This is a genomic window from Nonomuraea sp. NPDC047529, assembly GCF_040642995.1.
In the GTDB taxonomy this organism is placed as follows: domain Bacteria; phylum Actinomycetota; class Actinomycetes; order Streptosporangiales; family Streptosporangiaceae; genus Nonomuraea.
The window spans coordinates 91,413-105,770 of record NZ_JBEYTJ010000039.1 but is presented as its reverse complement, the minus strand read 5'-3'; the positions used below and the strand labels follow the sequence as shown (position 1 = coordinate 105,770).

Annotated in this window: 15 protein-coding genes; 5 read left to right on the top strand and 10 right to left on the bottom strand. The window is 74.7% G+C overall.

The window, feature by feature from the left end:
• Positions 1-85: 85 nt before the first annotated feature.
• Genes ABZ815_RS41880 through ABZ815_RS41840 form a run of 9 tightly spaced genes read right to left on the bottom strand, consistent with a single transcriptional unit; the run spans position 86 to position 9,545 of the window.
• Positions 86-1,048, bottom strand: a complete 963-nt coding sequence (locus tag ABZ815_RS41880) for a UDP-glucuronic acid decarboxylase family protein (protein WP_357707007.1) — start codon at positions 1,046-1,048, stop codon at positions 86-88.
• Positions 1,045-1,917 carry a glycosyltransferase family 9 protein gene (locus tag ABZ815_RS41875; RefSeq protein ID WP_357707006.1) on the bottom strand — a complete coding sequence of 291 codons (873 nt, stop codon included), beginning with the start codon at positions 1,915-1,917 and terminating at the stop codon, positions 1,045-1,047. The genes ABZ815_RS41880 and ABZ815_RS41875 overlap by 4 nt, the downstream gene beginning before the upstream one ends.
• On the bottom strand, positions 1,908-2,582 hold the full coding sequence (locus tag ABZ815_RS41870; RefSeq protein ID WP_357707004.1) for an SDR family oxidoreductase: 675 nt from the start codon (positions 2,580-2,582) through the stop codon (positions 1,908-1,910). The genes ABZ815_RS41875 and ABZ815_RS41870 overlap by 10 nt, the downstream gene beginning before the upstream one ends.
• Complete coding sequence (locus ABZ815_RS41865; protein WP_357707003.1) at positions 2,579-3,922, bottom strand: PfkB family carbohydrate kinase; 1,344 nt, start codon at positions 3,920-3,922, stop codon at positions 2,579-2,581. The genes ABZ815_RS41870 and ABZ815_RS41865 overlap by 4 nt, the downstream gene beginning before the upstream one ends.
• The gene (locus ABZ815_RS41860) at positions 3,922-4,470 is read right to left on the bottom strand and encodes an SIS domain-containing protein (RefSeq protein ID WP_357707002.1); all 549 of its coding nucleotides are present in this window, start codon (positions 4,468-4,470) and stop codon (positions 3,922-3,924) included. Before ABZ815_RS41860 ends, ABZ815_RS41865 begins: the two co-directional genes overlap by 1 nt.
• A 2-nt stretch (positions 4,471-4,472) precedes the next feature.
• Entirely contained in the window at positions 4,473-5,663 is a 1,191-nt protein-coding gene (locus tag ABZ815_RS41855; protein WP_357707001.1) for a glycosyltransferase, read from the bottom strand.
• Positions 5,660-6,883 carry a glycosyltransferase family 9 protein gene (locus ABZ815_RS41850; RefSeq protein WP_357707000.1) on the bottom strand — a complete coding sequence of 408 codons (1,224 nt, stop codon included), beginning with the start codon at positions 6,881-6,883 and terminating at the stop codon, positions 5,660-5,662. The genes ABZ815_RS41855 and ABZ815_RS41850 overlap by 4 nt, the downstream gene beginning before the upstream one ends.
• Complete coding sequence (locus ABZ815_RS41845) at positions 6,880-7,917, bottom strand: glycosyltransferase (protein ID WP_357706999.1); 1,038 nt, start codon at positions 7,915-7,917, stop codon at positions 6,880-6,882. Before ABZ815_RS41845 ends, ABZ815_RS41850 begins: the two co-directional genes overlap by 4 nt.
• Entirely contained in the window at positions 7,914-9,545 is a 1,632-nt protein-coding gene (locus tag ABZ815_RS41840; RefSeq protein WP_357706998.1) for a carbamoyltransferase C-terminal domain-containing protein, read from the bottom strand. Before ABZ815_RS41840 ends, ABZ815_RS41845 begins: the two co-directional genes overlap by 4 nt.
• 172 nt (positions 9,546-9,717) lie before the next feature.
• On the opposite strand from ABZ815_RS41840, the gene ABZ815_RS41835 reads away from it, so the two are divergent.
• From ABZ815_RS41835 to ABZ815_RS41825, 3 genes are read left to right on the top strand one after another with little or no spacing between them, the layout of a single operon-like run.
• Positions 9,718-10,311, top strand: coding sequence for an HAD-IIIA family hydrolase (locus ABZ815_RS41835; RefSeq protein ID WP_357706996.1), 594 nt, complete (start codon positions 9,718-9,720; stop codon positions 10,309-10,311).
• The gene (locus ABZ815_RS41830) at positions 10,308-11,228 is read left to right on the top strand and encodes a glycosyltransferase (RefSeq protein WP_357706994.1); all 921 of its coding nucleotides are present in this window, start codon (positions 10,308-10,310) and stop codon (positions 11,226-11,228) included. The genes ABZ815_RS41835 and ABZ815_RS41830 overlap by 4 nt, the downstream gene beginning before the upstream one ends.
• A gap of 24 nt (positions 11,229-11,252) precedes the next feature.
• Positions 11,253-11,543: a WhiB family transcriptional regulator gene (locus ABZ815_RS41825; protein WP_357706993.1), complete on the top strand. Its 291-nt coding sequence runs from the start codon at positions 11,253-11,255 to the stop codon at positions 11,541-11,543.
• Here ABZ815_RS41825 and ABZ815_RS41820 read toward each other — a convergent pair.
• Positions 11,479-11,943, bottom strand: coding sequence for a peptide deformylase (locus ABZ815_RS41820; protein WP_357706991.1), 465 nt, complete (start codon positions 11,941-11,943; stop codon positions 11,479-11,481). The genes ABZ815_RS41825 and ABZ815_RS41820 overlap by 65 nt on opposite strands.
• Positions 11,944-12,248: 305 nt before the next feature.
• Here ABZ815_RS41820 and ABZ815_RS41815 point away from each other — a divergent pair, with 305 nt between their 5' ends.
• Complete coding sequence (locus ABZ815_RS41815) at positions 12,249-13,526, top strand: uroporphyrinogen-III synthase (RefSeq protein ID WP_357706990.1); 1,278 nt, start codon at positions 12,249-12,251, stop codon at positions 13,524-13,526.
• Positions 13,523-14,278, top strand: coding sequence for a CbiX/SirB N-terminal domain-containing protein (locus ABZ815_RS41810; protein ID WP_357706988.1), 756 nt, complete (start codon positions 13,523-13,525; stop codon positions 14,276-14,278). The genes ABZ815_RS41815 and ABZ815_RS41810 overlap by 4 nt, the downstream gene beginning before the upstream one ends.
• The last annotated feature ends 80 nt before the right edge of the window (positions 14,279-14,358 follow it).

Sequence of the window (14,358 nt, the reverse complement as noted above, 5' to 3'; positions counted from 1 at the left end):
GGGTGGGTTGGACTTGGTGGGGGGCCGGGTTCTCGGGCCCGGCCCACGACCTCCCGTGGAGTCGCCGAAGTCTCGGCGCTCTCCCTCACACACGCAGCTGCTCGAACCTCTCGTTCGCGGCGAGCTCCGCGGTGAACCATTCGATCGTGCGCCGCAGCCCCTCCTTCGCGGGCACCTCCGCCCGCCAGCCCAGCCGCTCGGCGGCCAGCGTGGTGTCGGGCCGGCGCACCTTCGGGTCGTCGGCGGGCCGGTCGATGAACTCGATCTCCGAGCTCGACCCGGTCAGGTCGCGGACGAGGGCGGCCAGCTCCAGCATGGTCAGCTCGTCCGGGTTGCCGATGTTGACCGGGCCGGGGAAGTCACTGCGGGCCATGGCCAGGATGCCCGCGACGGTGTCGTCCACGTAGCAGATCGACCTGGTCTGGGAGCCGTCGCCGGTGATGGTCAGCGGCTCGCCCTTCAGCGACTGCCGGATGAACGTCGGGATCGCCCGGCCGTCGAACGGGCGCATGCGCGGGCCGTAGGTGTTGAAGATGCGCACGATCCCGGTGTCGGTGCCGCGCGACTGCCGGTAGGCGGTGGTCAGCGACTCGGCGAAGCGTTTGGCCTCGTCGTACACGCTGCGCGGGCCGACCGGGTTGACGTTGCCCCAGTACGTCTCCTTCTGCGGGTGTTCCAGCGGGTCGCCGTACACCTCGCTGGTGGACGCCAGGACGAACCGGGCGCCCTTCTCCCTGGCCAGCCCGAGCGCGTGCAGGGTGCCCACGCTGCCCACCCGCAATGTCTCGATCGGGTAGCGCAGGTAGTCGGCCGGCGAGGCGGCCGAGGCGAAGTGCAGCACGAGGTTCACCTGGCCCGGGACGTGCACGTACCCGGTCAGGTCGCTCTCGATGAGCCGGAAGGCCGGATTGTCCAGCAGGTGCTCGACGTTGCGCGGGCCGCCGGTCAGGAAGCTGTCCATGCAGATGACCTCGGCGCCCTCGGCCAGCAGGCGTTCGCACAGATAGGAACCGAGAAAGCCGGCTCCGCCGGTGACCAGAGCCCTCATGACGTGACCTCCAGAGCTGCGTCGACCACTTCGGACACCTCGATCTTCAGCAGACCGGGGTCCGGGCGCTGGCCGTGCGGGTCGCCCTTGCGGCCGGCCCACAGGGCCACGTGCCGCCAGCCGGGCGGTGGCCCCCACTCCGACGGCGGGACCGGGCCGAACAGCACCACCGACGGCACGCAGAACGCCGTCGCCAGGTGCGCGACCCCGGTGTCGCCGCAGACCACCAGCCTGGCCCGGCTGACCAGGTCGATCAGGTCGGCCAGCCGGGTACGGCCGGCCAGCATGCGCTCCTCCGGCAACCCGGCCAGCTCGGCGACCCTCCTGGCGATCGGCACCTCGTCGGCGTTGCCGGTGACGACCACGTCGTCCAGCGCGGCCGCGACCTCGCCGAACCGCTCGGGCGGCCAGCGCCGCGCCGGGTAGGCGGCGCCCGGATGCACGATCACGGGCCCCGTCCGGTCGGAGACGCCGAGCGTCAGGTCCTGCGGGTCGGCGGGGATGCCGTGCCATTCCAGCAGGCCGCACCACCGCCGCACCTCGTGCACGCCGTCCTGCCACTGCGGGCCGACGCCGAAGCTGATCAGCCGGGCCGGGTCGGTGGCACGCAGCGCCTCGATGCTCTGCGGCCCCTTGCCGTGCAGGTTGACCGCGATGTCGGGCCGCTCGAACGGCACCGGGCCCGGCCCGGCGACGTCCACCTGGGCGTCCACCGCGCCGATCAGCGGCAGCAGGGCCTCCAGGGACCTCGGCGCGGCCAGCGTGATCCGGTGCCGGGGAAAGGACTGCCGCAGCGCCCGCAGCGCGGGGACGGCCGTGAGCAGGTCGCCCAGGCCGAGCCCGCGCAGCGCCAGCAGCTCTAGGGCCATGACGTCTCCGTCGAGGGGCAGACGACCAGCTCTCTGACCTCGCACCCGGCCGGCTGCCGGAGCGCGAACACGACGGTCTGGGCGACGTCGGCGGGGTCGTTCAGGCCCGCCTCGGGGCCCGGCTTGTACTGCTCGGGACGCCCGTCGAAGAAGCCCGTCCGCATGCCGCCCGGGATCAGCAGGGTCACCCCCACCTCGCCGCGCAGCTCGACCGCCAGCCCCCTGGTGAAGCCGACGACGCCGAACTTCGAGGCCGAGTACGCCGAGGCGTCGCTCAGCGGGCGCAGCCCGAGCGTCGAGGCGCAGGTCACCACCTTGCCGCGGGTCCGCTTCAGGTACGGCAGCGCCGCCCGTACGACGGCGGCCGTGCCGAGCAGGTTGACCTGGATCACCCGCTCCCAGTCGTCGGCGGGCACGTCCTCCAGGCGCCCGCAGGCGTCGATGCCGGCCGCGGTCACCACCCCGTCCAGGCCGCCGGCCCGCTCGGCCAGCTCGTGCACGGCCCGCTCGGCCTGCCCGCGGTCGGCCAGGTCGGCGGTGACGTGGTCGAAGCGCTGGTCCGGCTCGCGCACGTCGACGACGAGCGCCCGCCAGCCCTCCTTCTCGACCGCTTCGGCGGTGGCCAGGCCGAGTCCGGAGGCGCCCCCGGTGATCAAAATCTTCACTGGATCTCCCTGATCAGATTGCTGGTCGAACGTCCCGGCAGCGTGCTCAGCGCGACGAACTCGGCGCCGAGCCGCTCCAGGACCTTTGACTCGGGCAGGACCTCCCCCTCGTAGTCCCCGCCCTTCACCCACACGTCGGGCCGCAGCAGCTCGATGGACTCGGCCGGGGTGTCCTCCTCGAACACCAGGACCGCGTCCACGCAGCTCAGCGCCCGCAGCACCTCGACCCGGTCACGCGCGCCGACGATGGGCCTGGACGGGCCCTTCAGCCGGCGCACCGAGTCGTCGGAGTTGACGCAGACGACGAGAGCGTCGCCCAGCGCCCTGGCCCGCCGCAGGAGGCTCACGTGCCCCGCGTGCAACAGGTCGAAGCAGCCGCCCGTGGCGATCAGCCGGCCGCCCTGCGCGCGGGTGAGCCTGGCCACCTCCAGCGCGGTGCGCGGCCGGTCGCCGAGCCGCTGCTCATGCGTCCGGACGGTGGCGGCCCCGCCGCGCTCGACGAAGCGCGAGGCCTCGCCGACGCCGATGGTGACCGCCTCCACGACGTCCGCGCCGTCGCGCAGCGCGAGCGCCGCGGCGCCGGCCAGCCGGTCGCCGGCGCCGCACGCGTCCCGCCCGGACGCCGTCACCGGCGCCGGCACGCGCGTCAGCGGACCGCCCTGGACGGCCAGCGTGGCCCCGTCGCCGCCGGTGGTGACCGCCACGGCCCCGGCGCGCAGCTCCCGCACCAGGCGGCGGGCCGCGTGGTCGGGGCCGCGGTAGCCGTCCGGGCACAACATCCTGGCCTCGGCCTCGCTCGGCGTCAGCAGCGCGCAGCCCGGCATCGGCGGCCCGCTCCGGGGATGCGGGTCCCACACGACCGGTACGCGCACCTCGCGCAGCAGTTCCCCGGCCGACGCGGCCACGCCCCTGCCGTAGTCGGAGACCAGCACGGCGCCCGCGCGGGCCACCGCGGCCGTGATCTCCTCGGGGATCTCGCCGAGCGGGTCGGACCGGGCGACGCCGTCGCCGGTGTCGAGCCTGAGCATGGTCTGGCCCCTCGACCTGACCCTGGTCTTGCGCACGGTCCCGCCGTTCAGCGGCAGGCGTACCAGCTCGACCTCCTCCGACAGCAGGGCGCACAGGCGGTGCCCGTCGGGGTCGTCGCCGATCGCGGTGATCAGGACCACGTCCGCGCCGTCCCGCGCGGCCAGCAGCGCGGCCAGGCCCGCGCCGCCGGGGCGGGCGTGCTCGGCCGAGATGTCGACCACCGGGACCGGCGCGTCCGGGCACAGCCGCTCGCTGTCGCCCTCGACGTCCACGTCGAGCAGTGTGTCGCCGACGACGACAAGGGGGCCCATCAGACGGCCTCCTCGATGGCGTCGCAGAGCAGGTGGATCATGGCGAGGTGCACCTCCTGGACGGTGGCCGTCTCCTCGGCAGGCACGGCCACCGCCTCGTCGCACAGCTCGGCCAGCGGGTTCGGCGCGGGCCCGGTCAAGGCCCAGGCGGCGATGCCGACCTCCTGCGCCGCCCTGGCCGCGGCCAGCACGTTCGGGCTGCCGCCGCTGGTCGACAGGCACACCAGCACGTCCCCGGGACGGCCGTGCGCCCGCACCTGGCGGGCGTAGACCTCCTCGTGGCCGAAGTCGTTGGCGATCGCGGTCATCGAGGAGCTGTCGCCGTGCAGCGGGATCGCCGCGTACGGCGGCCGGTCGGCCCTGAAGCGGCCCACCAGCTCGGCCGTCAGGTGCTGGGCCTCGGCCGCCGACCCCCCGTTGCCGCAGGCCAGCAACCGTCCGCCGGCCGACAGCACGCCGGCCAGCTTCCCGCCCCACGCGCGGATGGTGACCGCGTGGCCGTCGACCTGCTCCAGCGTGTTCCAGAGCTTTTCCAGATGTCTGTCCATGATCAACCCCCCAGAGCCGCGAGGCGGCCGAGCTTGCCGTCGATGACCTGCGTGTACACCGCCTCCGTCTGCTCGGCGATGCGGGACCAGCCGTACCGTTCGCGGGCCCGCCGGGCTCCGGCGGCGCCCAGCGCCTCGCGCCTGCGCCCGTCGGCGAGCACGTCGCGCAGCGCCCTGGCCAGCGCCCGGGGGCGGCGCGGCGGGACCAGCACGCCGCAGCCGGCGACCGTGTCCAGGTGGCCGCCGACCGCGGAGGCCACGACGGGCACGCCGCAGGCCATCGCCTCGATCGGGACCATCCCGAAGGGCTCGTACCAGGGGACGGTCACCACGACGTCGGCCGAGCGCATCAGCGCGGGCACGTGCGTGCGCGGGACGCTGCCGATCAGGTGCACCCGCTCCCGCAGCCCGTAGGCCGCGGCCAGGTCGCGCAGCCGCTCGGTCTCCCCGTCGTCGTCCGGGCCGCCGCCGGCGATCACCAGGTCGGCGTCCGGGATCTGGCGCAGTGCGGCGATCATGGTGTCCACGCCCTTGCGCGGCACCATCCGGCCGATGCTGAGCACCACCTTGGCGCCCGCGCGCGGCGCGACCGGCCCGTCCGGGCGGAACGCCGTCAGGTCCACCCCGCAGGGCACCACCGTGACGCGCCGCTCGGGGACGCCCATCGCGCACAGCTCGCTCACCTCGTCGCCGCAGGTGGCCAGCACCGCGTCGGCCCGCTTGCCGATCTCGCGCTCGGTGTCGATCCGGTGCGCCGGGCTGGTGTCGGCCTCGCCCTGCCAGCGCCGCTTCACGGTCCCGAGCGCGTGGAAGGTCTGCACCACCGGCACGCCATGGGCGGCCCGCAGGGCCGCCTGGCCGCTCATCCAGAAGTGCGCGTGGGCCACGTCCGGCGGGTTCGCCGCCCACCGCTCGGCCAGGCGTTCGGTGAACTCCGGCATGTACGGCGGCAGCTCGTCCTTCGGCACGACCGCGGCCGGGCCGGCCGTGACGTACTCGACCGTGACGCCGGGCGCCATGGCCACCGCGCCGGGCTGCGACCGCGACGAGCGTCTGGTGTGGACGACGACCGTGTGACCGCGCTCGGCCAGCGCGATCGCCAGGTGCGCGACGTAGACGTTCTGGCCGCCCGCGTCCACGCCACCGATGGCCGCCAGCGGATCGGCGTGCTCGGAGATGAGATCGACCTTCACTGCATCAACTCCCTCACTGCCTTGACCACCTGCTCACTTGTCACCATGGACAGGCACGGGTGCCCGGCCACCGGACAGGTGCGCGCCCTGCTTCCCGAGCAGGGCGCCTGCTGGTCGCCGAGCAGCACCGTGGGCACCCCGTACGGGGCCCATCTGGCGGCGGGGACGACAGGGGCGAACAGGCTCACGACCGGCGTGCCCACCGCAGCGGCCAGATGCGCGGGACCGGTGTTGCCGGCCACGAGCACGCCGGCACGTTCGATCACGGCGGCCAGCTCGGCGAGCGTGGTCCTGCCCCCGAGGTCGACTGCCGCGTCGCAGGCCACGTAGGCGGTGAGGTCACGTTCCGTGCCGGTCACGACGACCCGGTGCCCGTCGTCCACCAGCTCCCTGACAGCCTGCCGGTGCCTGTCGGCCGGCCACGTTCTGGCAGGGGCTGACGTCCCTGGATGCACCACGACGTACGAGCGTTCATCGGCAGCGGCGCCGACGCCTAGGAGATGCCCTGTTTCTCGGCCTATATCCGGCAATGGCCGCCGAACTGCGAGTTCGCCGTCGTCCCCGGGCGGCAGATCGAACCCGGCCGCCCGCGCGAGGGCCAGCATGCGCTCGGCCTCGGGCACGTCGATCGACTCGTCCACGACGTGCCGGACGTCCAGGAGCGAGCCGGGGTAGTCGTTGCTGATCGCGGAGACGCGCCGCACGCCGGCCATCCGCAGCAGCAGAGCCAGCGGCAGCGCCGACTGGTGGAAGGAGGTCAGGAGCACCGCCTCGTCCACGCCCTTGACCCGGGCGATGAGGTCGGCCACCTGGGCGCTGGAGACGGGGGCGGGGGAGTGGTCGATCCACGGCGCCCGCCACTCGATCACCCGGTCCACACCGGGCAGCAGCTCGGCGGCGGCCCGGCCGTTCGGGCCGGCCAGGAAGACCAGCTCGTCGGCGAGCGTGCGGACGGCGCGGGTGGCGGGGCCGGCCAGCAGGACGTCACCGGCGTCGTCCAGCCGCGCCACCAGGACGCGTCCCCGGCCGCCGCCTTGCTCTCCGGCCGTCCGGCACGCCACCGCCTCCGGCGTGCCGGGCTCCGCGGTGGTGGCTTCCACGGGCGCGGCCTCCACGGCCGCGGGCCTGCGGGCGCGGGGGGCCCGTCCGGCCTTCCCGCGGCACTGCGTGGCGTTCGTACGGCCGCGGTCGCACCGAGCCGCCGGATCGCGACGTCTCATCGCCGCCACCTCCATTCCCCCCGAAGCCGGTGCACGCAGGCGACCGGCGGGATCAGCACGCTGGTGACGGCCATGCGCCACACCTCGCGCGGGGTACGCGGCCCGGGGGCGATGCGCCGCCAGGCGAACTCGGCGGTCATCGCGGCCCACACGGCTCCGGCGACCGCGGCCAGCACCGGCAACGCCCGCCACCCGCCGGTCGCGCGCCGCCTGCCGGGCCGTCTGTGGGGCCGTCTGTGGGGCTGTCCGTGGGGCCGCACGCCCGCGAGTCCGCTCCCGGAGCGGCGGGGCAGGGTGGCGGCCAGGCCGAGGGCGGCGGCGGTCAGGGCGGCGGCGGTGGTGGCGGCGTGGCGGCGCAGCCTGCCCCCGGAGCCGCCGATGGCCTGACGCCAGCGCGGCCCGTGCAGCCGCCGCATCAGCGCGTCGTCGGCGTTGCCGCGCTGGAATCGCACGCTCGCCCAGAACCCGTCCTCGCGCACCGGATGCGTGGTCACCCGCTCGCCCATGACCAGCCGGTGCCCCGCCCGCGCCACCCGCAGCGCGATGTCGGCGTCCTCCCGGTAGGCCCGGGGGAAACGTTCGTCGAACCCGCCCGTCTGCTCCAGCACCGAACGCCGGTAGGCCATGTCGGCCGTCACCCACAGCGCCTCCGACAGCCCCGCCGTGTTCCGCTCGGCGTCGGTGGGACGCCGGCCGGCCGGCAGCGGCACCTCGATCCGGCCCTGGCTCCCGGCCACGTCCTCCGGCAGGTCCACCAGGTCCTTCCAGACCGCCTCGGCCCACCCGGGACGGGGGATCACGTCGTCGTCCAGGAACACCACCCACGGCGTCCCGGCGGCCCGCCAGCCGGCGTTGCGCGCCGCGGCCGGGCCCCGCCCGCCCGAGCGCACCACCCGGACGTGATCGGGCAGCTCCAGTGCGGCGGACCGCGCCCGCCGGTCGTCCACCACGATCACGGGCGTCGCCCGGCCCACCGCCGCCAGCGTCCGCCGCAGCGTGGCGCGGCCGATGGTGGGGATCACGACGGTGATCACGAGGCGAACACCTCCCCGCGCCGCACCAGGTACGGCCCCAGCGCCAGCACGTCCACCGGCGAGGAGCCGAAGCACTCCAGCGCGTCCCGGGGATCGTCGACCATCGGCCGGCCGGCGGTGTTCAGGCTCGTGTTGACCACCACCGGCAGCCCCGTACGCGCCTCGAACTCCGTCAGCACCCGCGCCATCAGCGGGTCGTCGGCCGGCGAGATCGTCTGGATGCGCGCGGTGCCGTCCACGTGCACGACCGCCGGGATGCGCTCCCGCCAGGGCTCCCGCACGTCGTGCACGAACAGCATGTACGGCGAGGGCACCGGCCCCCGCCCGAAGATCTCCGGCGCCCTGGACTCCAGCACCATGGGCGCGATCGGCCGGAACTGCTCCCGGCCCTTGACGTCGTTGAGCCGCTCGGTGTTGCGCGCGTGTCCCGGATGGGCCAGCAGCGACCGGCGTCCGAGCGCGCGCGGCCCGTACTCGGCGCGGCCCTGGAACCAGGCCACGATCTTGTCGGCGGCCAGCTCGGCGGCCACCGCCGCGCCCAGGTCGGCCGGCCGCGTGTACGGCACCCGCGCCACGTCCAGCCAGGCGCCCAGCTCCTCGTCGGTGAACCCGCGCCCGAGCGCGGCGCCCGGCATCGGACCGGCCGGCTCGCCGTAGGCCTGCGCCAGGTGCAGCGCGCCGCCCAGCGCCGTGCCGGAGTCGCCGGCGGCCGGCTGGGCCCACACCTCCTCGAACGGCCCCTCGTCCAGCAGCCGGGTGTTGGCCACGCAGTTCAGCGCCACCCCGCCGGCCAGTGCGAGCCGCCGTTCGCCGGTGCGCTCGTGCAGCCAGCGGGCCAGCTCCAGCAGCACCTCCTCCAGCCGGGCCTGCACGCTGGCGGCCAGGTCGGCGTGGTCGGAGGTCCAGGGCTCGCCCTGGGCCAGGGCCTTGACGTAGACGTTCCAGTCGACCGGTTCGACGCGGAAGCCGCCGTCGCCGGTCGTGTGGACGATCTCGCGCAGCGACTCCAGGTGGCGCGGCCGGCCGTAGGAGGCCATGGCCATGACCTTGTACTCGTCGCTGGACCGCAGGAATCCGAGGTGCTGGGTGACGTCCTCGTACATCAGGCCGAGGGAGTGCGGCAGCTCCTGGGCGGCCAGCACCTCCAGCTCGCCGTCGCGGTAGCGGCCGGCGAGGTGGGAGACGTTCTCGCCGCGCCCGTCGCACACCAGCACCGCGCAGTCCCGCCAGGGGGAGGCCAGGCCCGCCGAGGCGGCGTGCGCCACGTGGTGCGGGACGTAGGAGACCTGCCCGGGGTCCAGGCCCGGCAGCGCGGTCGCCAGGAAGGCGGGGGCCCTGACGGCGTACTTCGTGCGCAGGTCCTCCCAGTCGCCCTCGGGCCGCTGGACGACCAGGCCCGGGTCGTAGGAGTAGGCCACGGCGTCCAGGTCCTCGGGGGACAGGCCCGCCTCCTCCAGGCACCACGCGGCGGCCTGCTCGGGCAGCTCCCACGCGGAGAACGCCAGCGGCCGCTTGCCGTGCTTGCGGCGGCTGAAGCGCTCCTCCTCCGCCGCGGCCACGATCCTCCCGTCGACGACCAGGGCCGCGGCCGGATCGTGGAAGATCGCGTTGATGCCGAGAAACTTCATCGTTTCCTCCCCCGCAGATGTCGAGAACCGCTACCGAGAGGAGCGCCTCTCAAACCTTCGGTCACCTCAGACGATGCGAAAACGGGCATAACCGCCTGGGATTGGTCACCCTTTGTAGTTGTTTGCCGGTTTCTGGTCCGGGTAGCTGCCGGTCATGCGACGGAGGTGAGAGGTGTTCGAAAAGCGACGTCCCGGGGCCGTCCTCTTCGACCGGGACGGAACCTTGATCAAAGACGTGCCGTACAACGGCGACCCGCGCCTCGTCGAGCCCATGCCGGGAGCGGTCGAGGCGCTCGGCAGGCTCCGCCGGGCCGACGTGCCCGTCGCGGTGGTCACCAACCAGTCCGGCGTGGCCAAGGGCCTGCTCTCGCCGGACGAGATGGACCAGGTGAACGCCAGGGTGGAGGAGCTGCTCGGGCCGTTCGACGCGTGGGCCATCTGCGTGCACGACGACGCCGACGGCTGCACCTGTCGCAAACCGGCGCCGGGGCTGGTCATCAGGGCGGCCGCCGTCCTCGACGTCAGCCCGCGCGACTGCGTGGTGGTCGGCGACATCGGCAGGGACATGGAGGCTGCCAGGGCCGCGGGGGCCCGGGGCATCCTCGTGCCGACGCTGCAGACGCTGGAGGAGGAGATCGAACAGGCGGCCGAGGTCGCCGAGGATCTGACCGACGTCGTGGAACGGGTGCTGAGCGCGCCCGAGGCGCCCGTCGCGGCGGTCTCGGCCGCGCCCTGGGCCCGGGCCATGGGCTGGAGCCGCTGGTGAGGATCCTCGTCTGGCACGTCCACGGGGCGTGGACCAGCGCCTTCGTCAGCGGCGGCCACGACTACGTGCTGCCGCTCGTGCCCGGCCGCGGTCCCGACGGCCGGGGGCGCGCCGCCACCTACGACTGGCCCGCCAACGCCCGCGAGGTGCCGTACGACCGCATCCGCGACGAGCCGATCGACGTCGTCGTCTACCAGCGGCCGTACGAGATCGACCTGGCCCGCGACTGGCTCGGCCGCGCGGTGCCCGGCGTGTACGTCGAGCACAACACCCCGGCCGGCGACGTCCCGCGTACCAGGCATCCGCTGTCCGGCCAGGACGACATCACGCTCGTGCACGTCACCCACTTCAACGAGCTGTTCTGGGACAACGGCCGGGCCCGCACCCGCGTGATCGAGCACGGCGTCCCCGACCCCGGTCACCTGTACACCGGCGAGCTGGCCAGGGCAGGCGTCGTGGTCAACGAGCCGGTACGCCGTACCAGGGTCGCCGGCACCGACCTGCTGCCGCGCTTCGCCGAGCGCGTGCCGCTGGACGTGTTCGGCATGAAGGTGGACGGCCTGCCGTACGGCACCTACGAGGACCTGCCGCAGCACGTCATGCACGCCGCCCTCGCCCGCAGACGCGCCTACCTGCACCCCTACCGCTGGACGTCGCTGGGCCTGGCCCTCATCGAGGCCATGACCCTCGGCCTGCCGGTCGTGGCGCTGGCCACGACCGAGGCCGTCGAGGCGGTGCCGCAGGAGGCCGGGGTGATCTCCACCAAGGTGGACGTGCTGGCCGACGCCCTGCACGCGTTCGTCGCCGACCCCGAGCGGGCCGCCCAGGCGGGCAAGGCCGCGCGGGCCGCCGCCCTGGCCCGGTACGGCCTGCCCCGGTTCCTGGAGGACTGGGACCGGTTGCTGGCCGAGGTATGACGCCGGAAGGCATGGGTAGGCGCGATGAGCATGATGATGCTCAACTGGTCACGCCGGGCGGCCTGCCTGGAACTGGACCCCGAACTGTTCTTCCCGATCTCGCTCGAAGGGCCCGGCCGCTCGCAGGTCGAGAAGGCCAAGACGATCTGCGGCCGGTGCCCCGTGCGCAGACCCTGCCTGGAGTACGCGCTGGACACCAGGCAGGCGCACGGCGTGTGGGGCGGCACCGACCCCGAGCAGCGGCGGGAGCTCAGCTCGCCGGCAGCGCCTCGGCCAGGAAACGTTCCCGCTCCGCAGCTTCGAGGTGGTCGCTGAACAGCACGCCGTCGAGATGGTCGGTCTCGTGCTGCAGCACCCTCGCCAGCACGCCCAGCGCCCGTAGCGTCACGGGCTTGCCGAACATGTCGCGGCCGCGCGCCGTGACCATGTAGGAGCGTTCCAGCGGACGCCAGAGGCCCGGCGCGGACAGGCACGCCTCGTCGGCGGTGATCCGCCGCTCCGACAGCTCCAGCCGCGGGTTGACCAGATGGCCGGAACGTCCGTCGTAGGAGTAGACGACCACCCGAACCGGCTCGCCGATCTGCGGGGCCGACAGGCCCGCCCGGCCGGCTCCCGCCCGCAGTGTGAGCGTCAGGGACTTCACCAGGCGCCGCAGCTCCCGGTCGAAGTCGTGCACCGGTTCCGCGACCGCGCGGAGCACCGGATCGTCGAACACGCGAATAGGCCGGACCGTCACCCGCAACTCCCCGAAACGCCGTGATCGTCATGCGGAACGGTTCCCGCCGCCGGCTGCCCTCAACCCTGAAGGCCGTGCCTTGTAGCACAGCGGTAACAGAGGAGACCCAGGGGTGAAACCACCCGAAAGCAGGATCGGAGGGTGATCTCACTTGCGTCACCCGCGTCTGTGATCCCCGGCCCCCCGCCCGGACCCCTCCCAGGCCGGCCCGCCCGCCTGAGCCGGCCCGCCCGCCCGGGCCGGACGGCTCACCTGGGGTGGATCGCCCGCCCGGAGGTGACGGCATGACCGCCGCCGAAGGCCCAAGGGACCGCGCGTACGCGCCTCCGACGGACCTCGCGGCCGCCGGGTGGTCCCCCGAGCCCTTGGGCCTCGCGCCCGATGGATCGTCACCCGGGACGGCGGGTCTCGCGGCCGCCGGGTCGTCTCCCGAGACGGCGCCCGACGCGCTGGCCGGGTTCACCGTCGGGGTGACCGCCACGCGGCGGCGCGAGGAGTTCGGCGCGCTGCTGGAGCGGCGCGGCGCCCGCGTCGTCAGCGCCCCGGCGATCCGCCTGGTGCCCCTGGCCGAGGACGCCGACCTGCTCGCCGCCACCCGCCACACCCTCCAGGCCCCCCTGGACGACCTGGTCGTCACCACCGGCGTCGGCTTCCGCGGCTGGATGGCCGCCGCCGAAGGATGGGGCCTGTCCGCCGACCTCGGCGGCCACCTCGCCGGCGCGCGCCTGCTCACCCGCGGCCCCAAGGCCAGAGGAGCCGTACGGGCCGCCGGCCTGACCGACCACTGGACGCCCGCCACCGAGTCCTGCGACGAGATCAAGGAGTACCTCCTCGCCCAGGACCTGCGTGGCCGCCGCATCGCGGTGCAGCAGCACGGCGAGCCGCTCACCGCCTTCGTCGCCGACCTGCGCCGGGCCGGGGCCGAGGTGATCGAGATCCCGGTCTACCGATGGCTGCCCTACCGCGACATCTCGCCCCTGCGCCGCCTGATCAGCCAGACCGTCTCCGGCGCGGTGGACGCGGTGGCCTTCACCAGCGCGCCCGCCGTCCACGCGATGCTCGGCGCGGCCCGGTCCGACGGGCTGGAGGAGGCGTTGCTGGCCGCGTTCGGCGGGCCCGTCGTGGCCGCGTGCGTGGGCCCGGTGACGGCCGAGCCGCTGACCTCGCGCGGCGTACGCGCCCTGCTGCCCGACCGCGCCCGGCTGGGGGCCCTGGCCCGCGTCCTGGCCAGGCATCTGCCCGAGCACGGCGTCACCCGGCTGGTGGCGGGCGGGCACCGGCTGGAGATCCGCGGCCACGCCGTCGTCGTGGACGGCGACCTGCGTCCCCTGCCGCCCGCGCCGATGGCGGTGCTCAAACGCCTGGCCGACAAGCCGGGCCACGTGGTCTCCCGCGCCGACCTGCGTACGGTCCTGCCGGGCAGCACCGCCCGCGACTCGGCCGAGCACGCGGTGGAGATGGCCGTCACCCGCCTGCGCCGCGCCCTGGGCCCGCATGGCATCGTCGAGACGGTCGTCAAACGCGGTTACCGCCTGGCCTGCTCCCACGAGCCGACCCCGTGACCGCCCACCGGCCCGCCCAGCCCGCCCCCGTGCCGGCGGCCGGACCGTTGCCCACGCTGGTGCTGGCCGCGCACGGTACGCGGAGCGCGGCGGGGGAGCGGACCCTGGCCGCGCTGGCCGGCTCGGTCCGCCGGGCCCGTCCGGGGCGCCGGGTCGAGCCGGCCTTCCTGGAGATCAGCGGCCCGCTGCTCAAGGACGTGCTGCCCGCCGTGCCGGGGCCGGTGGTCGTCGTGCCGTTGCTGCTGGCCGGCGGCTATCACGTGCACATCGACCTGCCCGAGGTGATCGCCGCCCGCCGCCCGGACGCGCTGGTCGCCGACCGGCTGGGGCCGCACCGCCTGCTGACCTCGGCACTCGTCCGCACGCTGGACCGAGCCGGGCTGCGCGCCGCCGACACGGTGATCCTGGGTGCCGCGGGCTCCTCGGACCCCGCCGGGCTCGCCGACGTGCGCGCCGCGGCCCATCGGCTCTCGGTACGTCTGTCGCGTCCGGTCACGGCGGCCTTCGCCGCGTCGGGCACGCCGTCCCTGCGCGAGGCGGTGGATCAGGCGCGGACGACGTCCGGTGGCCGGGTGGTGGTCGCCTCGTACGTGCTGGCCCCCGGCTTCTTCCACGACCGGCTGACCGGCGCGGGCGCCGACCTGGTCACCGCCCCGCTGGCCCCGGACCCCGCCGTGACCGCCCTGATCTGGCACCGCTTCGACCAGGCACTCGAAAGCCGTCAGCCCATCCCGGCACCCACCCGGACGTAGGCGGTCAGAGGCCGGCCGACAGCGGCATCAGAACGGTCACGGGCCGGCCGGCAGCGGCGTTGAAGCGGTCGGCCGCCGGT

Coding starts and splice junctions, on each gene's coding strand:
- ABZ815_RS41860 (WP_357707002.1), bottom strand. CDS start 4,470: ATGGACAGACATCTGGAAAAGCTCTGGAACACGCTGGAGCAGGTCGAC.
- ABZ815_RS41825 (WP_357706993.1), top strand. CDS start 11,253: ATGAGCATGATGATGCTCAACTGGTCACGCCGGGCGGCCTGCCTGGAA.
- ABZ815_RS41880 (WP_357707007.1), bottom strand. CDS start 1,048: ATGAGGGCTCTGGTCACCGGCGGAGCCGGCTTTCTCGGTTCCTATCTG.
- ABZ815_RS41815 (WP_357706990.1), top strand. CDS start 12,249: ATGACCGCCGCCGAAGGCCCAAGGGACCGCGCGTACGCGCCTCCGACG.
- ABZ815_RS41840 (WP_357706998.1), bottom strand. CDS start 9,545: ATGAAGTTTCTCGGCATCAACGCGATCTTCCACGATCCGGCCGCGGCC.
- ABZ815_RS41865 (WP_357707003.1), bottom strand. CDS start 3,922: ATGGGCCCCCTTGTCGTCGTCGGCGACACACTGCTCGACGTGGACGTC.
- ABZ815_RS41875 (WP_357707006.1), bottom strand. CDS start 1,917: ATGGCCCTAGAGCTGCTGGCGCTGCGCGGGCTCGGCCTGGGCGACCTG.
- ABZ815_RS41850 (WP_357707000.1), bottom strand. CDS start 6,883: ATGAGACGTCGCGATCCGGCGGCTCGGTGCGACCGCGGCCGTACGAAC.